17 protein-coding genes are annotated in these 15,581 nt (G+C 69.0%); 14 read left to right on the top strand and 3 right to left on the bottom strand.

Annotation, left to right across the window (positions count from 1 at the left end; translation table 11 throughout):
• The first annotated feature begins 152 nt into the window (after positions 1-152).
• The 5 genes from ACTVZP_RS19035 to ACTVZP_RS19015 all read left to right on the top strand — a co-directional run bounded on the left by ACTVZP_RS19035 (position 153) and on the right by ACTVZP_RS19015 (position 5,339).
• Positions 153-1,292 carry an aminodeoxychorismate synthase component I gene (locus ACTVZP_RS19035; protein ID WP_443213751.1) on the top strand — a complete coding sequence of 380 codons (1,140 nt, stop codon included), beginning with the start codon at positions 153-155 and terminating at the stop codon, positions 1,290-1,292.
• Complete coding sequence (locus ACTVZP_RS19030; protein ID WP_443213750.1) at positions 1,250-1,891, top strand: aminotransferase class IV family protein; 642 nt, start codon at positions 1,250-1,252, stop codon at positions 1,889-1,891. Before ACTVZP_RS19035 ends, ACTVZP_RS19030 begins: the two co-directional genes overlap by 43 nt.
• A 131-nt stretch (positions 1,892-2,022) precedes the next feature.
• On the top strand, positions 2,023-2,676 hold the full coding sequence (locus tag ACTVZP_RS19025) for a lysostaphin resistance A-like protein (protein ID WP_443213749.1): 654 nt from the start codon (positions 2,023-2,025) through the stop codon (positions 2,674-2,676).
• Between the two features lie 179 nt (positions 2,677-2,855).
• Positions 2,856-4,631, top strand: coding sequence for an aspartate--tRNA ligase (aspS, locus tag ACTVZP_RS19020; protein WP_443213748.1), 1,776 nt, complete (start codon positions 2,856-2,858; stop codon positions 4,629-4,631).
• 3 nt (positions 4,632-4,634) lie between these two features.
• The gene (locus ACTVZP_RS19015; RefSeq protein WP_443213747.1) at positions 4,635-5,339 is read left to right on the top strand and encodes a GNAT family N-acetyltransferase; all 705 of its coding nucleotides are present in this window, start codon (positions 4,635-4,637) and stop codon (positions 5,337-5,339) included.
• Positions 5,340-5,356: 17 nt separating this feature from the next.
• Here the strand turns inward: ACTVZP_RS19015 and ACTVZP_RS19010 are convergent, their stop codons facing one another.
• Positions 5,357-6,058, bottom strand: coding sequence for a response regulator (locus ACTVZP_RS19010; RefSeq protein ID WP_443213746.1), 702 nt, complete (start codon positions 6,056-6,058; stop codon positions 5,357-5,359).
• Between the two features lie 285 nt (positions 6,059-6,343).
• On the opposite strand from ACTVZP_RS19010, the gene mce reads away from it, so the two are divergent.
• Together mce and ACTVZP_RS19000 are read left to right on the top strand one after the other, a co-directional pair.
• Entirely contained in the window at positions 6,344-6,748 is a 405-nt protein-coding gene (gene mce / locus ACTVZP_RS19005) for a methylmalonyl-CoA epimerase (RefSeq protein WP_443213745.1), read from the top strand.
• A complete protein-coding gene (locus ACTVZP_RS19000; protein WP_443213744.1) occupies positions 6,745-7,026 on the top strand; it encodes a DUF1467 family protein in 282 nt (93 codons plus the stop codon). Before mce ends, ACTVZP_RS19000 begins: the two co-directional genes overlap by 4 nt.
• A 72-nt stretch (positions 7,027-7,098) precedes the next feature.
• On the opposite strand, the gene ACTVZP_RS18995 is transcribed toward ACTVZP_RS19000, so the two are convergent.
• Together ACTVZP_RS18995 and ACTVZP_RS18990 are read right to left on the bottom strand one after the other, a co-directional pair.
• Positions 7,099-7,794 (bottom strand): EI24 domain-containing protein, encoded by a 696-nt coding sequence (locus ACTVZP_RS18995; protein ID WP_443213743.1) that lies wholly within the window; start codon positions 7,792-7,794, stop codon positions 7,099-7,101.
• Positions 7,791-8,369 (bottom strand): nitroreductase family protein, encoded by a 579-nt coding sequence (locus ACTVZP_RS18990; RefSeq protein ID WP_443213742.1) that lies wholly within the window; start codon positions 8,367-8,369, stop codon positions 7,791-7,793. Before ACTVZP_RS18990 ends, ACTVZP_RS18995 begins: the two co-directional genes overlap by 4 nt.
• Before the next feature lie 452 nt (positions 8,370-8,821).
• Between ACTVZP_RS18990 and ACTVZP_RS18985 the strand changes: the two genes are divergently transcribed.
• The 7 genes from ACTVZP_RS18985 to ACTVZP_RS18955 all read left to right on the top strand — a co-directional run bounded on the left by ACTVZP_RS18985 (position 8,822) and on the right by ACTVZP_RS18955 (position 15,408).
• Positions 8,822-10,411, top strand: a complete 1,590-nt coding sequence (locus ACTVZP_RS18985; RefSeq protein ID WP_443213741.1) for an ABC transporter substrate-binding protein — start codon at positions 8,822-8,824, stop codon at positions 10,409-10,411.
• Positions 10,412-11,482: an ABC transporter permease gene (locus ACTVZP_RS18980; protein ID WP_443213740.1), complete on the top strand. Its 1,071-nt coding sequence runs from the start codon at positions 10,412-10,414 to the stop codon at positions 11,480-11,482.
• Positions 11,479-12,381 carry an ABC transporter permease gene (locus ACTVZP_RS18975; RefSeq protein ID WP_443213739.1) on the top strand — a complete coding sequence of 301 codons (903 nt, stop codon included), beginning with the start codon at positions 11,479-11,481 and terminating at the stop codon, positions 12,379-12,381. Before ACTVZP_RS18980 ends, ACTVZP_RS18975 begins: the two co-directional genes overlap by 4 nt.
• A 100-nt stretch (positions 12,382-12,481) precedes the next feature.
• Positions 12,482-13,306: an ABC transporter ATP-binding protein gene (locus tag ACTVZP_RS18970; RefSeq protein WP_443213738.1), complete on the top strand. Its 825-nt coding sequence runs from the start codon at positions 12,482-12,484 to the stop codon at positions 13,304-13,306.
• Positions 13,306-14,061 (top strand): ABC transporter ATP-binding protein, encoded by a 756-nt coding sequence (locus tag ACTVZP_RS18965; RefSeq protein ID WP_443213737.1) that lies wholly within the window; start codon positions 13,306-13,308, stop codon positions 14,059-14,061. Before ACTVZP_RS18970 ends, ACTVZP_RS18965 begins: the two co-directional genes overlap by 1 nt.
• Positions 14,058-15,125, top strand: coding sequence for a dipeptidase (locus ACTVZP_RS18960; RefSeq protein ID WP_443213736.1), 1,068 nt, complete (start codon positions 14,058-14,060; stop codon positions 15,123-15,125). The genes ACTVZP_RS18965 and ACTVZP_RS18960 overlap by 4 nt, the downstream gene beginning before the upstream one ends.
• Positions 15,126-15,153: 28 nt before the next feature.
• Positions 15,154-15,408, top strand: a complete 255-nt coding sequence (locus ACTVZP_RS18955; RefSeq protein ID WP_443213735.1) for a DUF167 domain-containing protein — start codon at positions 15,154-15,156, stop codon at positions 15,406-15,408.
• The last annotated feature ends 173 nt before the right edge of the window (positions 15,409-15,581 follow it).

The following is a 15,581-nucleotide window of genomic DNA, read 5'->3' as shown; positions in this document are numbered from 1 at the left end:
GCTGCAGGATTTTCCGGATTCTACGCTCTGCGCAAATTGGCGCGGTTATAGACTTGCCGCCGGGCGGCGCAACCCTCTTGCACAAGGTCGCAGCCGGGCTGTCCCGGGCCGGCAGCGCGTGCTAGATGCCCACGACCGGAGGGGAGAAGAGCGTGTTCCTGTGCGAGAACGGGCCTGAAGGCGGCCCCGCCCTGTTTGGGGACGCCGTCGAGACGGTGATCGTGACCGAGCCCGAGGCGCTGTGCCCGGCGCTCGCGCGTCTCGATGCCCTGCGGGACAGCGGCCTGTGGATCGCGGGAACGGTGGCCTACGAGGCGGGCCTTGTCTTCGAACCGCGCCTCGCGCCCCTCATGCCGGCACGGCGCGAGGAGCCGCTGCTGGTGTTCGGGGCCTTTGCCGCACCCCGGGACGCCGGCGGGATGCTCGAGCAGGCGGCGCGGGACGCGGGCTCGGTCCGGCTCGGCGCGTTGCAGCCGCGGATCGGTCGCAAGGCCTATGATGCAGCCTTCGACCGGCTCATGGCCTACATCGCGGCAGGCGACTGCTATCAGGTGAACCTCACCTTCCCGATGGACGGCCGGCTCGAGTCCGGCACCGCCCTCGGGCTCTATGGTGCCTTGCGCGCCCGCCAGCCGGTGCGGCACGGCGCGTTCTGCAGTCTGGGCGGCCCCGTGGCGATCTCGGCCTCGCCCGAACTGTTCTTCGACTGCGATGCCGAAGGCGCGATCTCGACCCGCCCGATGAAGGGCACGGCGCCCCGCGATCCCGATCCCCGGCGCGATGCGGAACTGGCGCAAGCCCTCCGGGCGAGCGAGAAGGGGCGGGCCGAGAACCTGATGATCGTGGACCTTCTGCGCAACGACATCAGCCGGATCGCGCAGGTCGGATCGGTCCGGGTGCCGGATCTCTTCGCCATCGAAAGCTATGCCACCGTGCATCAGATGGTCAGCCGGGTAACCGGGAGGCTCAGGGAAAGGCCGGGCCTCGAAGGGCTCCTCCGAGCGCTCCATCCCTGCGGTTCCGTCACCGGAGCGCCGAAGATTCGGGCCATGGAAATCATCGCGGAACTGGAACCTTTTCCGCGCGGCCTCTATTGCGGAGCGATGGGCTGGATGGCGCCGGACGGGCGCGCCGCCTTCAATGTGGCAATCCGGACGCTCCGGCTGTTCCCGGACGGCAGGCTGCGACTGGATGTGGGCGGAGGGATCGTGCAGGACTCGACCGCCGATGGCGAATGGGAGGAAGCCTTGTGGAAGACCCGCTTCGCGGAGCTGCCGACGACCCCGAGCTGAGGCTGATCGAGACGATGCTCTGGGACGGGAGCCGGATCGTCCGGCTCCGGCGCCACCTCAACCGGCTCGAGACCGCCGCCGCGCGCCTCGGCTGGCGCTGTTCCGGAGCGGGAGAGGCGCTGAAGGAGGCCGTGCCCGCGCATCCGGCGCGGATGCGCCTCACTCTGGACGGAAGCGGTGCCCTGACGGTCGAGGCAGCGCCGGTGCCTGCCGGGAAGCCGGTCTGGCGGCTGGGCCTTGCGGCCGAGCGTCTCGCCTCCGCCGATCCGTGGCTTCAGATCAAGTCCAGCCGTCGGCCGGCCTACGATGCGGCGCGCGCCTCGCTGGCCGAGGATCTCGACGAGGTTCTCTTCCTCAACGAGCGGGACGAGGTCTGCGACGGGACGATCACGACGGTCTTCTTCGACGCCGGCGAGGGGATGCGGACCCCTCCGCTTTCGGCGGGGCTGCTGCCGGGCGTCCTGCGCGCGACGATGCTCGACACCGGCCGCTGCCGCGAGGCTCCGCTTCCGGCGGAGGCCTTGCCGCGGGCGCGTCTCTGGGTCGGGAACTCGCTCCGCGGCCTGATCCCGGCCGAATGGGCGGGGGGGCCGGTCTGAGGCGGCCTGCTCCGAAGACTGCCTGATCCCGGGCCTCAGGAGCCCGCCCGCAGCGCAGGCTCGTCCCGCTGCTCGGAACCGCGGGGCCCTGCCTTCGTTCGCCCTCTGAAGCGTCGAACGGAACAGCGGACATGCCGGCCAATTCATCATCGCGGACAAGGCTCTGGGCCGAGTTCGTCTCGTTCTACCTCTTCGTGCCGGTCGTGATCGCGCTCTTCCTGCCGCCGTCGCAGATGTTCCTCGCGCTGTTCGGATTCACGGCGCTGGGTCTGGTCCTTCTCGACCTCACGCCCGGTTTCGCGTGGTCGCAACTGCTGCGCGGATGGCGGGCGATCGACGGCGGCCTTGTCCTCTTCTTCGCGGCGGCGACGCTTGCCGGGGCCGTGCTCATCGTGCTCGCGACGCGGCCTGACAGGCTGTTCGATCTCGCCCGCGACCACCCGACCATGCTGGCGGCGCTGCTCCTCCTCTATCCCTTTCTCTCCGTGCTGCCGCAGGAGGTGATCTACCGGCCGCTCTTCTTCCGTCGATACGGCCCGCTGATGCCGCCCGGATGGGCGCGGATCGCGATCAACGCGGCGCTCTTCTCGCTCGTGCATCTGCTCTACTGGAGCGCGCTCGTCGCCGTTCTGACCTTCTGCGGCGGACTGGTCTTCGGCTGGGCCTACGAGAGACGCCGGAGCTTTCCCATGGCGGTGGTTCTTCATGCGGTAGCGGGCGGCATCATGTTCGCCGCGGGCCTCGGCGCGCATTTCGTCGCGGCGAATGCGGTGCGGCCCTTCTGAATCCAGCGGAGGCGGTTCCCGCCAAGCCTTTTGCCTCGCCACGGCGGCAGGGCCGCCGTGGCTCAGGTCTGCTCCGCAGGGGATATTTGTGGCAGAGTGAAAGGGGCGGCGGCTTGACTTCCCCCGCGGTGCGGAGTGTATCGGCGCGGACGAACCAGAGCCTCGGGAAGGGGAGCCGCATGCACGCCTATCGCAGCCATACCTGCACGGAACTGAACGCCGCGCATGTCGGTCAGGAGGTGCGGCTCTCGGGCTGGGTGCACCGCGTGCGCGACCACGGCGGCGTGCTCTTCATCGACCTGCGCGACCATTACGGCATCACCCAGGTGATCGCCGACGCGGACTCTCCGGCCTTCGCCGAGCTCGAGAAGCTGCGCGCCGAATGGGTGATCCGCATCGAGGGCAGGGTGAAGGCGCGCGACGCTTCGCTCGTGAACCCCAAGCTCGCGACCGGCGAGATCGAGGTCTATGCCACCGGCATGAGCGTGCTGGGTGCGGCGGACGAGCTGCCGCTGCCGGTGTTCGGCGAGACCGACTATCCCGAGGAGACGCGGCTGACCTACCGCTTCCTCGATCTGCGGCGCGAGAAGCTGCACGCCAACATGATGCTGCGCTCGAACGTGGTGCGGAGCTTGCGCAACCGGATGTGGGACGCGGGCTTCAACGAGTTCCAGACGCCGATCATCACCGCCTCCTCGCCCGAGGGCGCGCGCGACTTCCTGGTGCCCTCGCGGCTCCATCCGGGCAAGTTCTACGCCCTGCCGCAGGCGCCGCAGCAGTTCAAGCAGCTCATCATGGTGGCGGGCTTCGACCGCTACTTCCAGATCGCGCCCTGCTTCCGCGACGAGGACCCGCGCGCCGACCGCTCGCCCACCGACTTCTACCAGCTCGACATCGAGATGAGCTTTGTGGAGCAGGAGGATGTGTTCGCGGCCGTCCAGCCGGTGATCCAGGGGCTCTTCGAGGAGTTCGGCGGCGGGCGCCGCGTGGATGCCGACTGGCCGCGGATCGCCTATCGCGATGCGATGCTGTGGTATGGCTCGGACAAGCCGGACCTTCGCAACCCGATCCGGATGCAGGTCGTCAGCGAGCATTTCCGCGGCTCGGGCTTTGCGATCTTCGCCAAGCTGCTGGAGAACGAGGGCACCGAGATCCGCGCGATCCCGGCACCCACGGGCGGGAGCCGCAAGTTCTGCGACCGGATGAACGCCTTCGCGCAATCGCAGGGCCTGCCGGGGATGGGCTACATCTTCTGGCGCAAGGGTGACGATGGCTCGATGGAGGCCGCGGGGCCGCTGGCCAAGAACATCGGGCCGGAGCGGACCGAGGCGATCCGGGTGCAGCTGGGGCTGGGCGAGGGCGATGCGGCCTTCTTCCTCGGCGGCAAGCCCGAGACCTTCGAGGCGGTGGCGGGGCGTGCGCGCAACGAGATCGGCCGCGAGCTGGGTCTGGCCGAGGAAAACTGCTTCAAGTTCGCCTGGATCGTCGATTTCCCGATGTACGAGAAGGACGACGAAGGGAAGATCGACTTCAGCCACAACCCCTTCTCGATGCCGCAGGGCGGGATGGACGCGCTGGAGGGCGATCCGCTGAAGGTCCACGCCTTTCAGTACGACCTCGCCTGCAACGGCTACGAGCTGATCTCGGGCGGGATCCGCAACCACAAGCCCGAGATCATGTTCAAGGCCTTCGAACTCGCGGGCTATCCCAAGGAAGAGGTCGAGAAGCGCTTCGGCGGCATGGTCAAGGCCTTCCGCTACGGCGCGCCGCCCCACGGCGGCTGTGCTGCGGGCATCGACCGGATCGTCATGCTGCTGGCGGACGAGGCGAACATCCGCGAAGTCATCATGTTCCCGATGAACCAGCGGGCCGAGGATCTGCTGATGGGCGCACCCTCGGAGCCCACCAACGAGCAGTTGCGCGAGTTGCGCCTGCGCGTCGTGCCGAAGGACTGAGGCGTGAAGCGGTTCGGCGAGCCAGTTCCGGGCTGGTCCGCCCCTGCCCGCCCCTCGGGCGAGGCGCTGGAAGGGCGTCACGCCCGGCTGGAGCGGCTCTCCGCCGACCACCATGCCGCCGACCTGCATCAGGCCTTCTCGGCCGATGATGCGGTCTGGGACTACCTGCCCTACGGGCCTTTCGCCTCGACGGCCGCCTACCATCACTGGGTGCGGACGGTGGAGGACGGGTCCGACCCGTACTTCTACACGATCCGCGGCCGCAGCGCCGGGCATTTCGCCGGCGTGGCGAGCTTCCTGCGCATCGCGCCGGAAGCGGGGACGATCGAGATCGGCCACATCTGCCTCGCGCCCGAGTTGCAGCGCACGCCGGCGGCCACCGAGGCGCTCTTCCTGATGATGGCCTGGAGCTTCGCGGCCGGCTACCGGCGCGTCGAATGGAAATGCGATGCGCTGAACCTGGCCTCTCGCCGGGCGGCGCAGCGGCTGGGCTTCAGCTATGAGGGCACGTTCCGGCAGGCGACGGTGGTCAAGGGGCGCAATCGCGACACGGCCTGGTTCTCGGTCATCGACAAGGAATGGCCCGCCCTGCGCGAAGCCTTCGAGCTTTGGCTCGCGCCACGGAACTTCGACGACTTCGGGCGGCAGAGAGAGCGGCTTTCCGACCTGACCGGTCTCGTGCGCGGCGGAACGGATCCCCTGCTCTGACGCGTCGGAAGCGGGCGTCAGAAGGCGGCTGCGGCAATGGCGAGCCGGGCCGAGATCAGCCGGCGCAGCACCTCCAGCGCCTCGTCGCTGTCGGGCGCGGCGACGGCGGCCTGCTCCAGCGCCTTGTCGCCGCTGCTGCGGGCGATGCCGGTGACGAAACCCGAGAGATAGCGGGCTCGCGCCGTTCCGGGCAGGAGGGACGCGGCGAGGCCTGCCGCCCGATGCAGATCCTCCCGCAGCGAGAAGGGATCGGGCGGGGGCAGGGTCTCATCTTCGGCCCGACGATTCCTGCCCGGCAGATGGTCGAGCAGGACCTGCTGGAAGAGGGCGAGGCTGTCGAGCGGCTTCTCGAGGAAGGCATGGGCGCCGGCCTCGAGGGCGGCCTCGCGCCGCGAGGCGTCCCCGCTTGCCGCGAGAATGACCGGGCCGGGCCGGGCTGCCAGTTCGGCGATCAGCATCTCGCCCGCGCCGTCGGGCAGGCCCAGATCGACGATCACCGCATCCGGGCTGTAGCGCTGGAGATGCTTGCGGGCGCCCTGCAGATCGTCGGCCCGTCGCAGCCGCGCGCCCGAGCGGTGGCAGAGGAGCCGCATCGCCTCTGCCGCGAAGTGGCTGTCCTCGACCGCCAGAACCGTCAGGCCGGCAAGGGGCAGGGGGCCAGGGGCGCGGCGCGGCGAAAAGGGCGGCAGTGGATCGGGCAGGAGGTGCAGATGGGGCATCGGGGCTTTCCGAAGTTCTCGACTCGCGGCAGTGAAGCCCATCCGGGTCAAGATCCCGTTAAGCCGATGCTCTCGGCCTGAGCGATCCTGTGGCCGCTGCGGCCGACCATGCCACGAACCCCGGCCGCGGGAGGAGCTTTGCGCCCGGCCTCGACCCGTGACCGAAGCGACCTGCGGGCAGGGCATGGCCCCGACCCGTTCCGCCCGCCTCCGCGCGACGGGCTGCCCCCTTGCACGGTCGAGGGGCCGCTTCCATAACGGGCCGACCTGACGGAGGGAGAGAACATGATCGGACGCCTGAACCACGTGGCCATTGCCGTGCCCGACCTGGAGGCCGCGGCGGCGCAGTATCGCAATACGCTGGGCGCCGAGGTGGGCGCGCCGCAGGACGAGCCCGACCACGGCGTCACCGTGATCTTCATCACGCTCCCCAACACGAAGATCGAGCTTCTCTATCCGCTGGGCGAGGGCTCTCCGATCGCGGGCTTCCTCGAGAAGAACCCGGCGGGCGGGATCCATCACATCTGCTACGAGGTCGAAGACATCCTGGCTGCGCGCGACCGGCTGAAGGCCACGGGCGCACGGGTGCTGGGATCGGGCGAGCCGAAGATCGGCGCGCATGGCAAGCCCGTGCTCTTCCTCCATCCCAAGGACTTCAACGGCTGCCTGGTGGAACTGGAGCAGGTATGAGCATCACCGGCGCCATCGTCCTCTATGCGGTGACCTGGTTCATGGTGTTCTTCATCCTGCTCCCCCTGAGGGTGCAGAGCCAGGACGAGGCGGGGAAGGTGGTGCCGGGGACGCCGCGCGGCGCTCCGGCTGGCTATGTCATCCGCCGCAAGGCCTGGCTCACGACGCTCTGGGGCACGCTGGTCTGGGCGGTGCTCTGCGGGATCATCCTGTCGGGAGTGATCTCGTTGCGCGACATCGACATCATGGGACGCATGCCGCCGCCGCCGCCCCTCTGAAGCCGGAATGCCCTCTCGCGTCGGGGCCGGGATGCGGCCGGCCCGCACACCGGGCCTGCCGCGAGGCAGCGATCAGACCCGCCGGCCGCCGTTCAGCCGGTGGAAGAGATGCGTGAAGGTCGCCACGCCCAGCACGGGCACGACGAGGTTCAGGATCGGGATCGAGAGCGGCGCCGCCATCAGCGTGCCCGCGATCCAGATCTGCCCGGCGTGACGAGCGCGGAGCGCCTTCGCGCCCCCCCGGCCGAGCCTTCGCATCGCGACCAGCGTGAAGTACTCGCGACCGAGCAGGAAGCCGTTCAGCGCCCAGAAGAGGATCGGTCCCACCGGCCCCGCAAAGATGAAGACCACGAGCGCGATCACGTTGACGAGGACGAGCACCGCGAAGAAGTTCGCGCTGTCGATCAGCTGATCCGTCATCGGAAGCGGAGTGGCGGGGGGGAGCTGCGGATAGTGCTTCTCCTCGACGGCATCCACGACCCGGTCGAGGAAGAGGCCGGTGAAGGCCGAGGCGACCGGGATCATCAGGAACACCGACAGTCCCAGCATGAGGACGGCCGAGCCCCAGGACAGGACCGTATCGACGCCGCCGACCTCGCCGATCCAGGGCACGGTCAGCGTGTCGGGCACGAACATGTTCAGCAGGAACAGGAACCCTGCATAGATCGCCATCAGCAGCAGCAGCGAGAGGCCGATGCCGAAGAGGACGACCCGTCGGAAGGGGGGGTCGCCGATCTGGCCGATGGCACGGAGGAAATCGCGGATCATTCACTTACCCATGTGGTGAGACTGGCAACATCAGGTCGCGGGCGCTCGGGCGGGGCGACGGTCTCGCTGCCGATATGCACGATGCCCGCGACGAATTCGTGATCCTCGAGGCCCAGCCCCTCGCGCAGGAAGCCTCGGTCGTGGGCGGGCCAGCCGGTGAGCCAGTTCGCCCCCCAGCCGGCCGCCAGCGCCGCGTTCAGCAGCGAGAGGCAGACGGCGCCCGCCGAAAGTGTCTGCTCGATGTCCGGCACCTTGTCGGAAGGCTGCGGCCGCGCCACGACGATAACGGCCAGATGGCTCTGCTCGAACTGCGATCGACCCTTGCCACGCTTCTCGTCGTCGAGGCCGAGCGCATCGGCGCGGGCATCTGCCAGCGCCGCGAGCCTCGGCATCGCGCCCGCCTGAACCACGATCAGCCGCCATGGCTCGAGCTTGCCGTGATCCGGCGTGCGCAGGGCGGCGGTCAGGATCGGCTCCAGTGCCGCACGGTCCGGCACCGGCAGCGCCAGCGTCTTGGCGGGCCGCGAGCGACGGTTGAGGAGGAAGTCAAGGACCTCGGGCTTCGCATCGGGCATGGGCATCTCCTTTGGCCGCGATCTTGAGGATCGGGCAAGCAGCGTCAAGCGGCGTTCTGGAACGCCGGACCCGCCGGCGGCCACGGGGCAAAGCCTGCCGACGCGCGAAATTGTCGGCGTGACCCGGCCACGGACCGACCGGCGCGAAGGGGTGTCGCCGAGGTGGGGCTGCGGCCGGGCGGCATGGAAACGCAGCAGGCGACCGCCGCCGACCGCGCCGGCAGGGTCAGGGCTGCCTGATCTGCGGGCGCCTCCGTCCCCGGCCTTTTGCGGCCGCCCGCTGACCGGGCGCTTCCGGAGGCGGCGGTGCCCCGGTCCCGGCCGATCTTCTCGGGTCGAGAGCAACCCTTGACAGTTTCATGACCCGCTGTTCAGCATGTCAGCGGGGCCCGTCCCGACGCCTGGCGAAGGACAGGAGCCTGCGCAAAAAAAACTTCGACAGGGGGTTCTCCATGTTCATCCGAGCGCGCTTGCTGGCGACGGCGGCCGTTGCCGCTTTCGCCCTGACCACGGCTCCGCTATCCGCCGAGACGCCGCCCGACACCTTCATCCAGGCCTGGGCGATCGACGACATGATCACCCTCGACCCGGCCGAGGTGTTCGAATTCACTGCCTCCGAGATCATCGGCAACAGCTACGAGACGATCATCGGCTACGACATCGAGGACGTCTCGAACATCTTCGGCCGCGTGGCTGAAAGCTGGGAGCTGTCCGAGGACGGCAAGACCATGAGCTTCACGGTCCGTCAGGGCAAGAAATTCGCCTCGGGCAACGACCTGACCGCCGAGGACGTGGTCTACAGCCTCGTCCGCGCGGTGAAGCTCGACAAGTCGCCGGCCTTCATCCTGGGCCAGTTCGGCCTGACGCCCGACAATGTCGAGGAGAAGGTCAAGCAGACCGGCGACTATTCCTTCACCTTCGAGATGGACAAGGCCTATGCGCCGACCTTCCTGCTCTACTGCCTGACGGCGACCGTCGCCTCGGTGGTGGACAAGGATCTCGTCCAGTCGAACGAGGCGGACGGCGACTGGGGCTACAACTGGCTCAAGACGAATTACGCAGGCTCCGGCCCCTTCACGATCCGCGAATGGCGCGCCAACGAGGCCGTCGTGATGGAGCGCAACGACAACTGGGATGGCGACAAGCCCGCCATGGCGCGTTCGATCTACCGCCACATCCCCGAGGCCGCGACCGAGCGGCTGCTGCTCGAGCAGGGCGACATCGACATTGCGCGCAAGCTTTTGCCCGAAGAGATCGAGGCGCTGAGCCAGAACCCCGACATCAAGATCCAGAGCGGGGTGAAGGGCACGATCTTCTACCTCGGCCTGAACCAGAAGAACGAGAACCTGGCCAAGCCCGAGGTGCGTGAGGCGATGAAATGGCTCGTCGATTACGACGCCATCGCCGAGACGCTGGTCAAGGGCATGAAGAAGACCCACCAGACCTTCCTGCCCGAAGGGTTCCTCGGCGCGCTGGACGAGACGCCCTACAGCTTCGATCCGGCCAAGGCCAAGGAGCTTCTGGCGCAGGCGGGCCTGCCCGACGGCTTCACCGTCACGATGGATACCCGCAACACGCCCGAAGTGACCTCGATCGCGCAGGCGATCCAGCAGACCATGGCGCAGGCGGGTATCACCATCGAGATCATTCCCGGCGACGGCGGCCAGACGCTCGAGAAATACCGTGCGCGGACGCATGACATCTACATCGGCCAGTGGGGACCCGACTATCAGGACCCGCATACCAACGCGACCTTCGCGCAGAACCCGGACAACTCCGACGATGCGGCCTCGAAGCCGCTGGCCTGGCGCAACGCCTGGGAGATCCCGGAGCTGACCGCCAAGGCGGATGCCGCCGTGCTCGAACGCGACACCGAGAAGCGCGCCCAGATGTATCGCGACATGCAGGAGGAGGTGCTGAAGACCTCGCCCTTCGTGATCATGTTCCAGGAATCGGAAGTGGTCGCCATGCGCAAGAACGTCGAGGGCTACATCATCGGCCCCTCGTTCAACGACAACTCGTTCCGGGCCGTGACGAAGTAGATGGCCGCAACCCCGCAGTTCGGAAGGGGGCGCACGGGCGCCCTCTCCCTCTGGCTCTGGAAGGGCCTCAAGGTGGCGCTGACCGTCGCCGTGACCTTCCTGGGCCTCCTTCTCGTCACATTCGCCATCAGCCGCTACATGTCGGTGGACCCGGTGCTGCGGGCGGTCGGAGACCGCGCGAGCCAGTCCACCTACGACGCCATGTATCGCGCGATGGGCCTCGACCGACCGGTCTGGGAGCAGTTCTGGATCTACCTGCGCAACGTGCTCTCGGGCGATCTCGGAAGCTCCTTCCTCAGCAAGCGCCCGGTGGCCGACGATCTCGCGCGGGTCTTCCCCGCGACGCTGGAGCTTGCGACCGTGGGGATCCTGATCGGCACGCTGGTAGGCATCCCTCTGGGCGTCATCACCGCCGTCAGGCAGGGCAGCGCCATCGACCAGATCGTCCGCGTCCTCGGCCTTGTCGGCTATTCGGCCCCGATCTTCTGGCTGGGGCTGCTTGGCCTTCTCGTCTTCTACGCCCGGCTCGGCTGGGTCGCGGGGCCGGGCCGTATCGACATCGCCTATGAATACAGCTTCACCGTGACGACGGGCCTCCTCCTCCTCGACAGCGCCATGCAGGGCGCCTGGGACGCGTTCGGCAATGCCTTCTCGCACATCATCCTGCCCGGGGCGCTGCTCGGCTATTTCTCGATGGCCTACATCAGCCGCATGACGCGCAGCTTCATGCTGGCCGAGCTCGCGCAGGAATATGTCACCACCGCCCGGGTGAAGGGCGTGCCCGAGTGGCGCATCGTCTGGGTCCATGCGCTGCGCAACGCGGCCGTACCGCTCGTGACAGTGGTGGCGCTTTCATACGCAGGCCTCCTCGAAGGCTCGGTCCTGACCGAGACGGTCTTCGCCTGGCCGGGGCTCGGCCTCTACCTCACCAACAGCCTGCAGGTGGCGGACATGAACGCCGTCCTCGGCGGGACGCTCGTGATCGGCGCGGTGTTCGTGGCGCTGAACCTGCTGTCGGACCTGCTCTACACCCTTCTCGATCCACGCACGCGGCGGCAGGTGCGGCCATGACCCGGACCGAGTGGCTCCTCTCCGAGCAACCCGCCTCGCGGCGGCAGGCGCGCCTCGGCCAGGCCTACCGCACCTGGCTCGCGCTGAAGGCCAACCGGCTCGCCATGGTGGGGCTCGGCCTCGTGCTCGCGCTGATCGCGGTGGCGATCCTCGCGCCCTGGATCGCGCCCCACGATCCGATCGTGGGCGGCGACCTGCGCACCGAGCGCCTCCTGCCCCCCTCGTGGGAGCATCCGATGGGTACCGACGACCTTGCGCGCGACATCCTGAGCCGGGTGATCCATGGCTCGCGGCTCACGCTCATGGTCGTGGTGCTGGTGGCGGTGATCGCCACGCCCATCGGCCTCGCCATCGGCACGACGGCGGGCTATTTCGGCGGCTGGGTCGATACGGTGCTGATGCGGGCGACCGACATCTTCCTGGCCTTCCCGCGGCTGATCCTGGCGCTGGCCTTCGTGGCGGCGCTGGGGCCGGGGATCGAGAATGCGATCATCGCCATCGCGCTCACCTCCTGGCCGCCCTATGCGCGCCTCGCACGGGCCGAGACGCTCATGATCCGCGACAGCGACTTCATCAACGCAGCGCGGCTTCAGGGCGCCTCCGCGCTCCGCATTCTCTGGGGCCATGTGACGCCGCTCTGCCTCTCCTCGGTGATCGTGCGGGTGACGCTCGACATGGCGGGGATCATCCTCACCGCGGCAGGCCTCGGCTTCCTCGGCCTCGGCGCCCAGCCGCCGCAGCCGGAATGGGGCGCCATGATCGCGGGCGGCCGCCGCTTCATCATCGACCAGTGGTGGGTCGCCACCATGCCGGGCCTCGCCATCTTCGCCGTCTCGCTCGGCTTCAACCTGCTCGGCGACGGCCTGCGCGACGTGCTCGACCCGAAGGCCCGCAAATGACCCCGAACCGCCCCCGCGCCGCCTCTCTCGCCAGCTTTCATTCTCGCACAAATATCCCCGCCGGAGGCTCCGACGCCTCCGCCGGGCGGAGCACCGGCCGATGACGCTCCTCCATGTCGAGAACCTCCGCGTGACTTTCCCGACCCGTCAGGGTCCCTCGGAAGTCGTCCGCGGCGTGAGCTTCACCCTCGGGCGTGAGCGGCTCGGGATCGTGGGCGAAAGCGGCTCGGGCAAGAGCCAGACCGGCCGCGCGATCCTGGGCCTGACGCCGCCGCCGGGCCGGGCCACCGCCGACCGGCTCGAGTTCGACGGCATCGACCTCCGCGCGGCCACGCCGCGCCAGTGGCGCGGCCTGCGTGGCATCCGCATGTCGATGGTCATGCAGGATCCGAAGTTCTCGCTGAACCCCGTGATGACCATCGGCCGCCAGCTGATGGAGGCCGCGCGCCGCACCGCCTCTCGCGGCGAGGCGAAGGACCGCGCGATGGCCATGCTCGAGGCCGTGCAGATCCGCGACCCGGCCCGCGTCTTCGGCGCCTATCCGCACGAGCTTTCGGGCGGCATGGGCCAGCGCGCCATGATCGCCATGATGCTCATCGCCGAGCCGGACCTCTTGATCGCGGACGAGCCCACCTCGGCGCTCGACGTGACGGTGCAGATCGAGGTGCTGCGCATCCTCGACCGGCTGGTGCAGGACCGCGGCATGGGCCTCGTCTTCATCAGCCACGACCTGCGCCTCGTCGGCAGCTTCTGCGACCGGGTGCTGGTGATGTATGCCGGCCGCGTGGTCGAGGAGTTGCGCGCCGCGGATCTGGCGCAGGCGCGCCATCCCTACACGCAGGGGCTGCTGAACTGCCTGCCTCGGATCGAGGGCGGGCGCCGGCCGCTGCCCGTGCTGGAGCGCGACGAAGGATGGGCCGTCTGATGGCGCTGATCGACGTTTCCGACCTCCATGTCCGCTTCGGCGAGGTCCACGCCGTGCGTGGCGTCTCGTTCCGCGTGGCCGAGGGCGAAAGCTATGGCATCGTAGGCGAGAGCGGCTCGGGCAAGTCCACCGTGCTCCGCGCCATCTGCGGGCTTGCGCCGATCTCGGCGGGCGCCGTCACGGTGGCGGGCGAAGAGCTCGGGCGCCGCCGCTCGGCCGGGTTCCACCGCCGGCTGCAGATGGTGTTCCAGGACCCCTATGCCTCGCTCCACCCGCGCCACACCATCGACCGCGTGCTGGCCGAGCCGCTGGCTATCCACGGCTTCGACGACCGCGAGGCGCGCATCCTGCGCGCGCTCGACGAGGTGGGCCTGGGCCAGGGCTTCCGCTTCCGCTATCCGCACCAGCTTTCGGGCGGGCAGCGCCAGCGGGTGGCCATCGCCCGCGCCCTGATCCTCGAGCCGCGGGTGATGCTGCTCGACGAGCCGACCTCGGCGCTCGACGCCTCGATCCAGGCCGAGGTGCTGAACCTGCTCGACCGTCTGCGGGCCGAGAGGGGCCTCACCTACATCCTCGTCTCCCACGACCTCGCGGTCGTCGCCCACATGTGCGAGCGGCTGCTCGTCATGCAGCACGGGCAGGCGGTCGAGGAACTGACCCGCGAGGACCTGCGCGCGCGCGCCGCGCGCGAAACCTACACCCAGGACCTTCTGGCCGCGTCCGAAGGCTACCGCCCCGCCGAGAGCACCCCATGACCGACACGATCCCCGTCTTCGACGGCCACAACGACTTCCTGCTGCGCCTGCTGCGCAATCCAGCCAACCGCGAGACCATCTGGCTGCGCGGCGACGGGACCGGCCACCTCGACCTGCCGCGGATGAGTGCCGGCGGCTTCGCGGGCGGCTTCTTCGCCATCTACATCCCCTCGCCGCAGGCGCATGACGCGCCCGACTTCGAGACGATGATGAACAACCCGCCCTTCGACCTGCCGCTGCCGCCGATGATCCGGGCCGAGCACGCGCAGCCGGTGGCGCTCGCGATGGCCGGACACATGCTCTGGATGGAGCGGGCGGCGCGCGGTCGCTTCAAGGTCTGCCGCACGGCGGCCGATATCCGCACCTGCCACTCCGAGGGAGTCATTTCCGGCATCATGCACATGGAGGGGGCGGAGGCGATCGGCGCGGATCTCGACGCGCTCCACCTCTTTCACTCGCTCGGGCTGCGCTCGCTCGGCCCGGTCTGGAGCCGGCCCACGGTCTTCGGCCATGGCGTGCCCTTCCGCTTCCCCGGCTCGCCCGACACCGGCGAGGGGCTGACCGAGGCCGGGCGGCGCCTCGTGGCCGAGTGCAACCGGCTGAAGATCATGCTCGACCTGTCGCACCTGAACGAGAAGGGCTTCGACGACGTCGCGCGGCTGAGCGATGCCCCGCTGGTCGCGACCCATTCCAACGCCCATGCCGTGACGCCCTCGACCCGCAACCTCACCGACCGGCAGCTGGCCATGATCCGCGAGAGCCGCGGCATGGTCGGGCTGAACTTCGCGACCTCCTTCCTGCGCGAGGACGGCAAGCAGTCGCCCGAGATGGGCTGGGATCCTGTGCTGCGCCATCTCGACCACCTGATCGGACAGCTGGGCGAGGATCACGTCGGCATGGGCTCGGACTTCGACGGCGCGACGATCCCGCAGGGGATCGGCGACGTCACGGGCCTGCCTGCCCTTCAGGCGGCGATGCGCGCGCATGGCTATGACGAGCCTCTGATGCGCAAGCTCTGCCACGAGAACTGGCACGCGGTGCTGGAGCGGACATGGCGCAGCTGATGGCGACCGTGCCCGGACCGGCCGTTCCATGACCGGCGACGCGCTGCTCGATCTCGTCGCGCCCGGCGTGCCCTTCGCGGTGCGGGTGACGCCACGGGCGTCACGCGGCAAGGTCGAGGTGCAGGACGGCACCGTGCGCGTCCATGTCACCTGCGTGCCCGAAGACGGCAAGGCCAACCGGGCCGTCACGGAAGCGCTGGCCAAGGCGCTCGGCGTTGCCAAGAGCCGCCTGACCCTCGTCCGCGGCGCCACGAGCCGGGACAAGACCTTCCGCCTCGACTGAGGACCACCCCAAGGTCCGGAGGATGCCAAGGACATGTCCCGTCGCCGGAGCAGCCCGGGGAGCACTCTGCCGACCCAAGCAGACCGACGATCTGGCCGAAGTCCCGGGGACGTTCGATGCCTGCCCGCTCTTCGAAGCCCCGACCGACCGCACGAGCGCTTAGGCCCCGAGGT

The organism is Rhodobacter sp. NSM, assembly GCF_052244495.1.
Taxonomy (GTDB): Bacteria; Pseudomonadota; Alphaproteobacteria; order Rhodobacterales; family Rhodobacteraceae; genus Cereibacter_A.
Note: the sequence above shows the minus strand (reverse complement) of the source record. Positions and strands in the feature narration are given on the sequence as shown.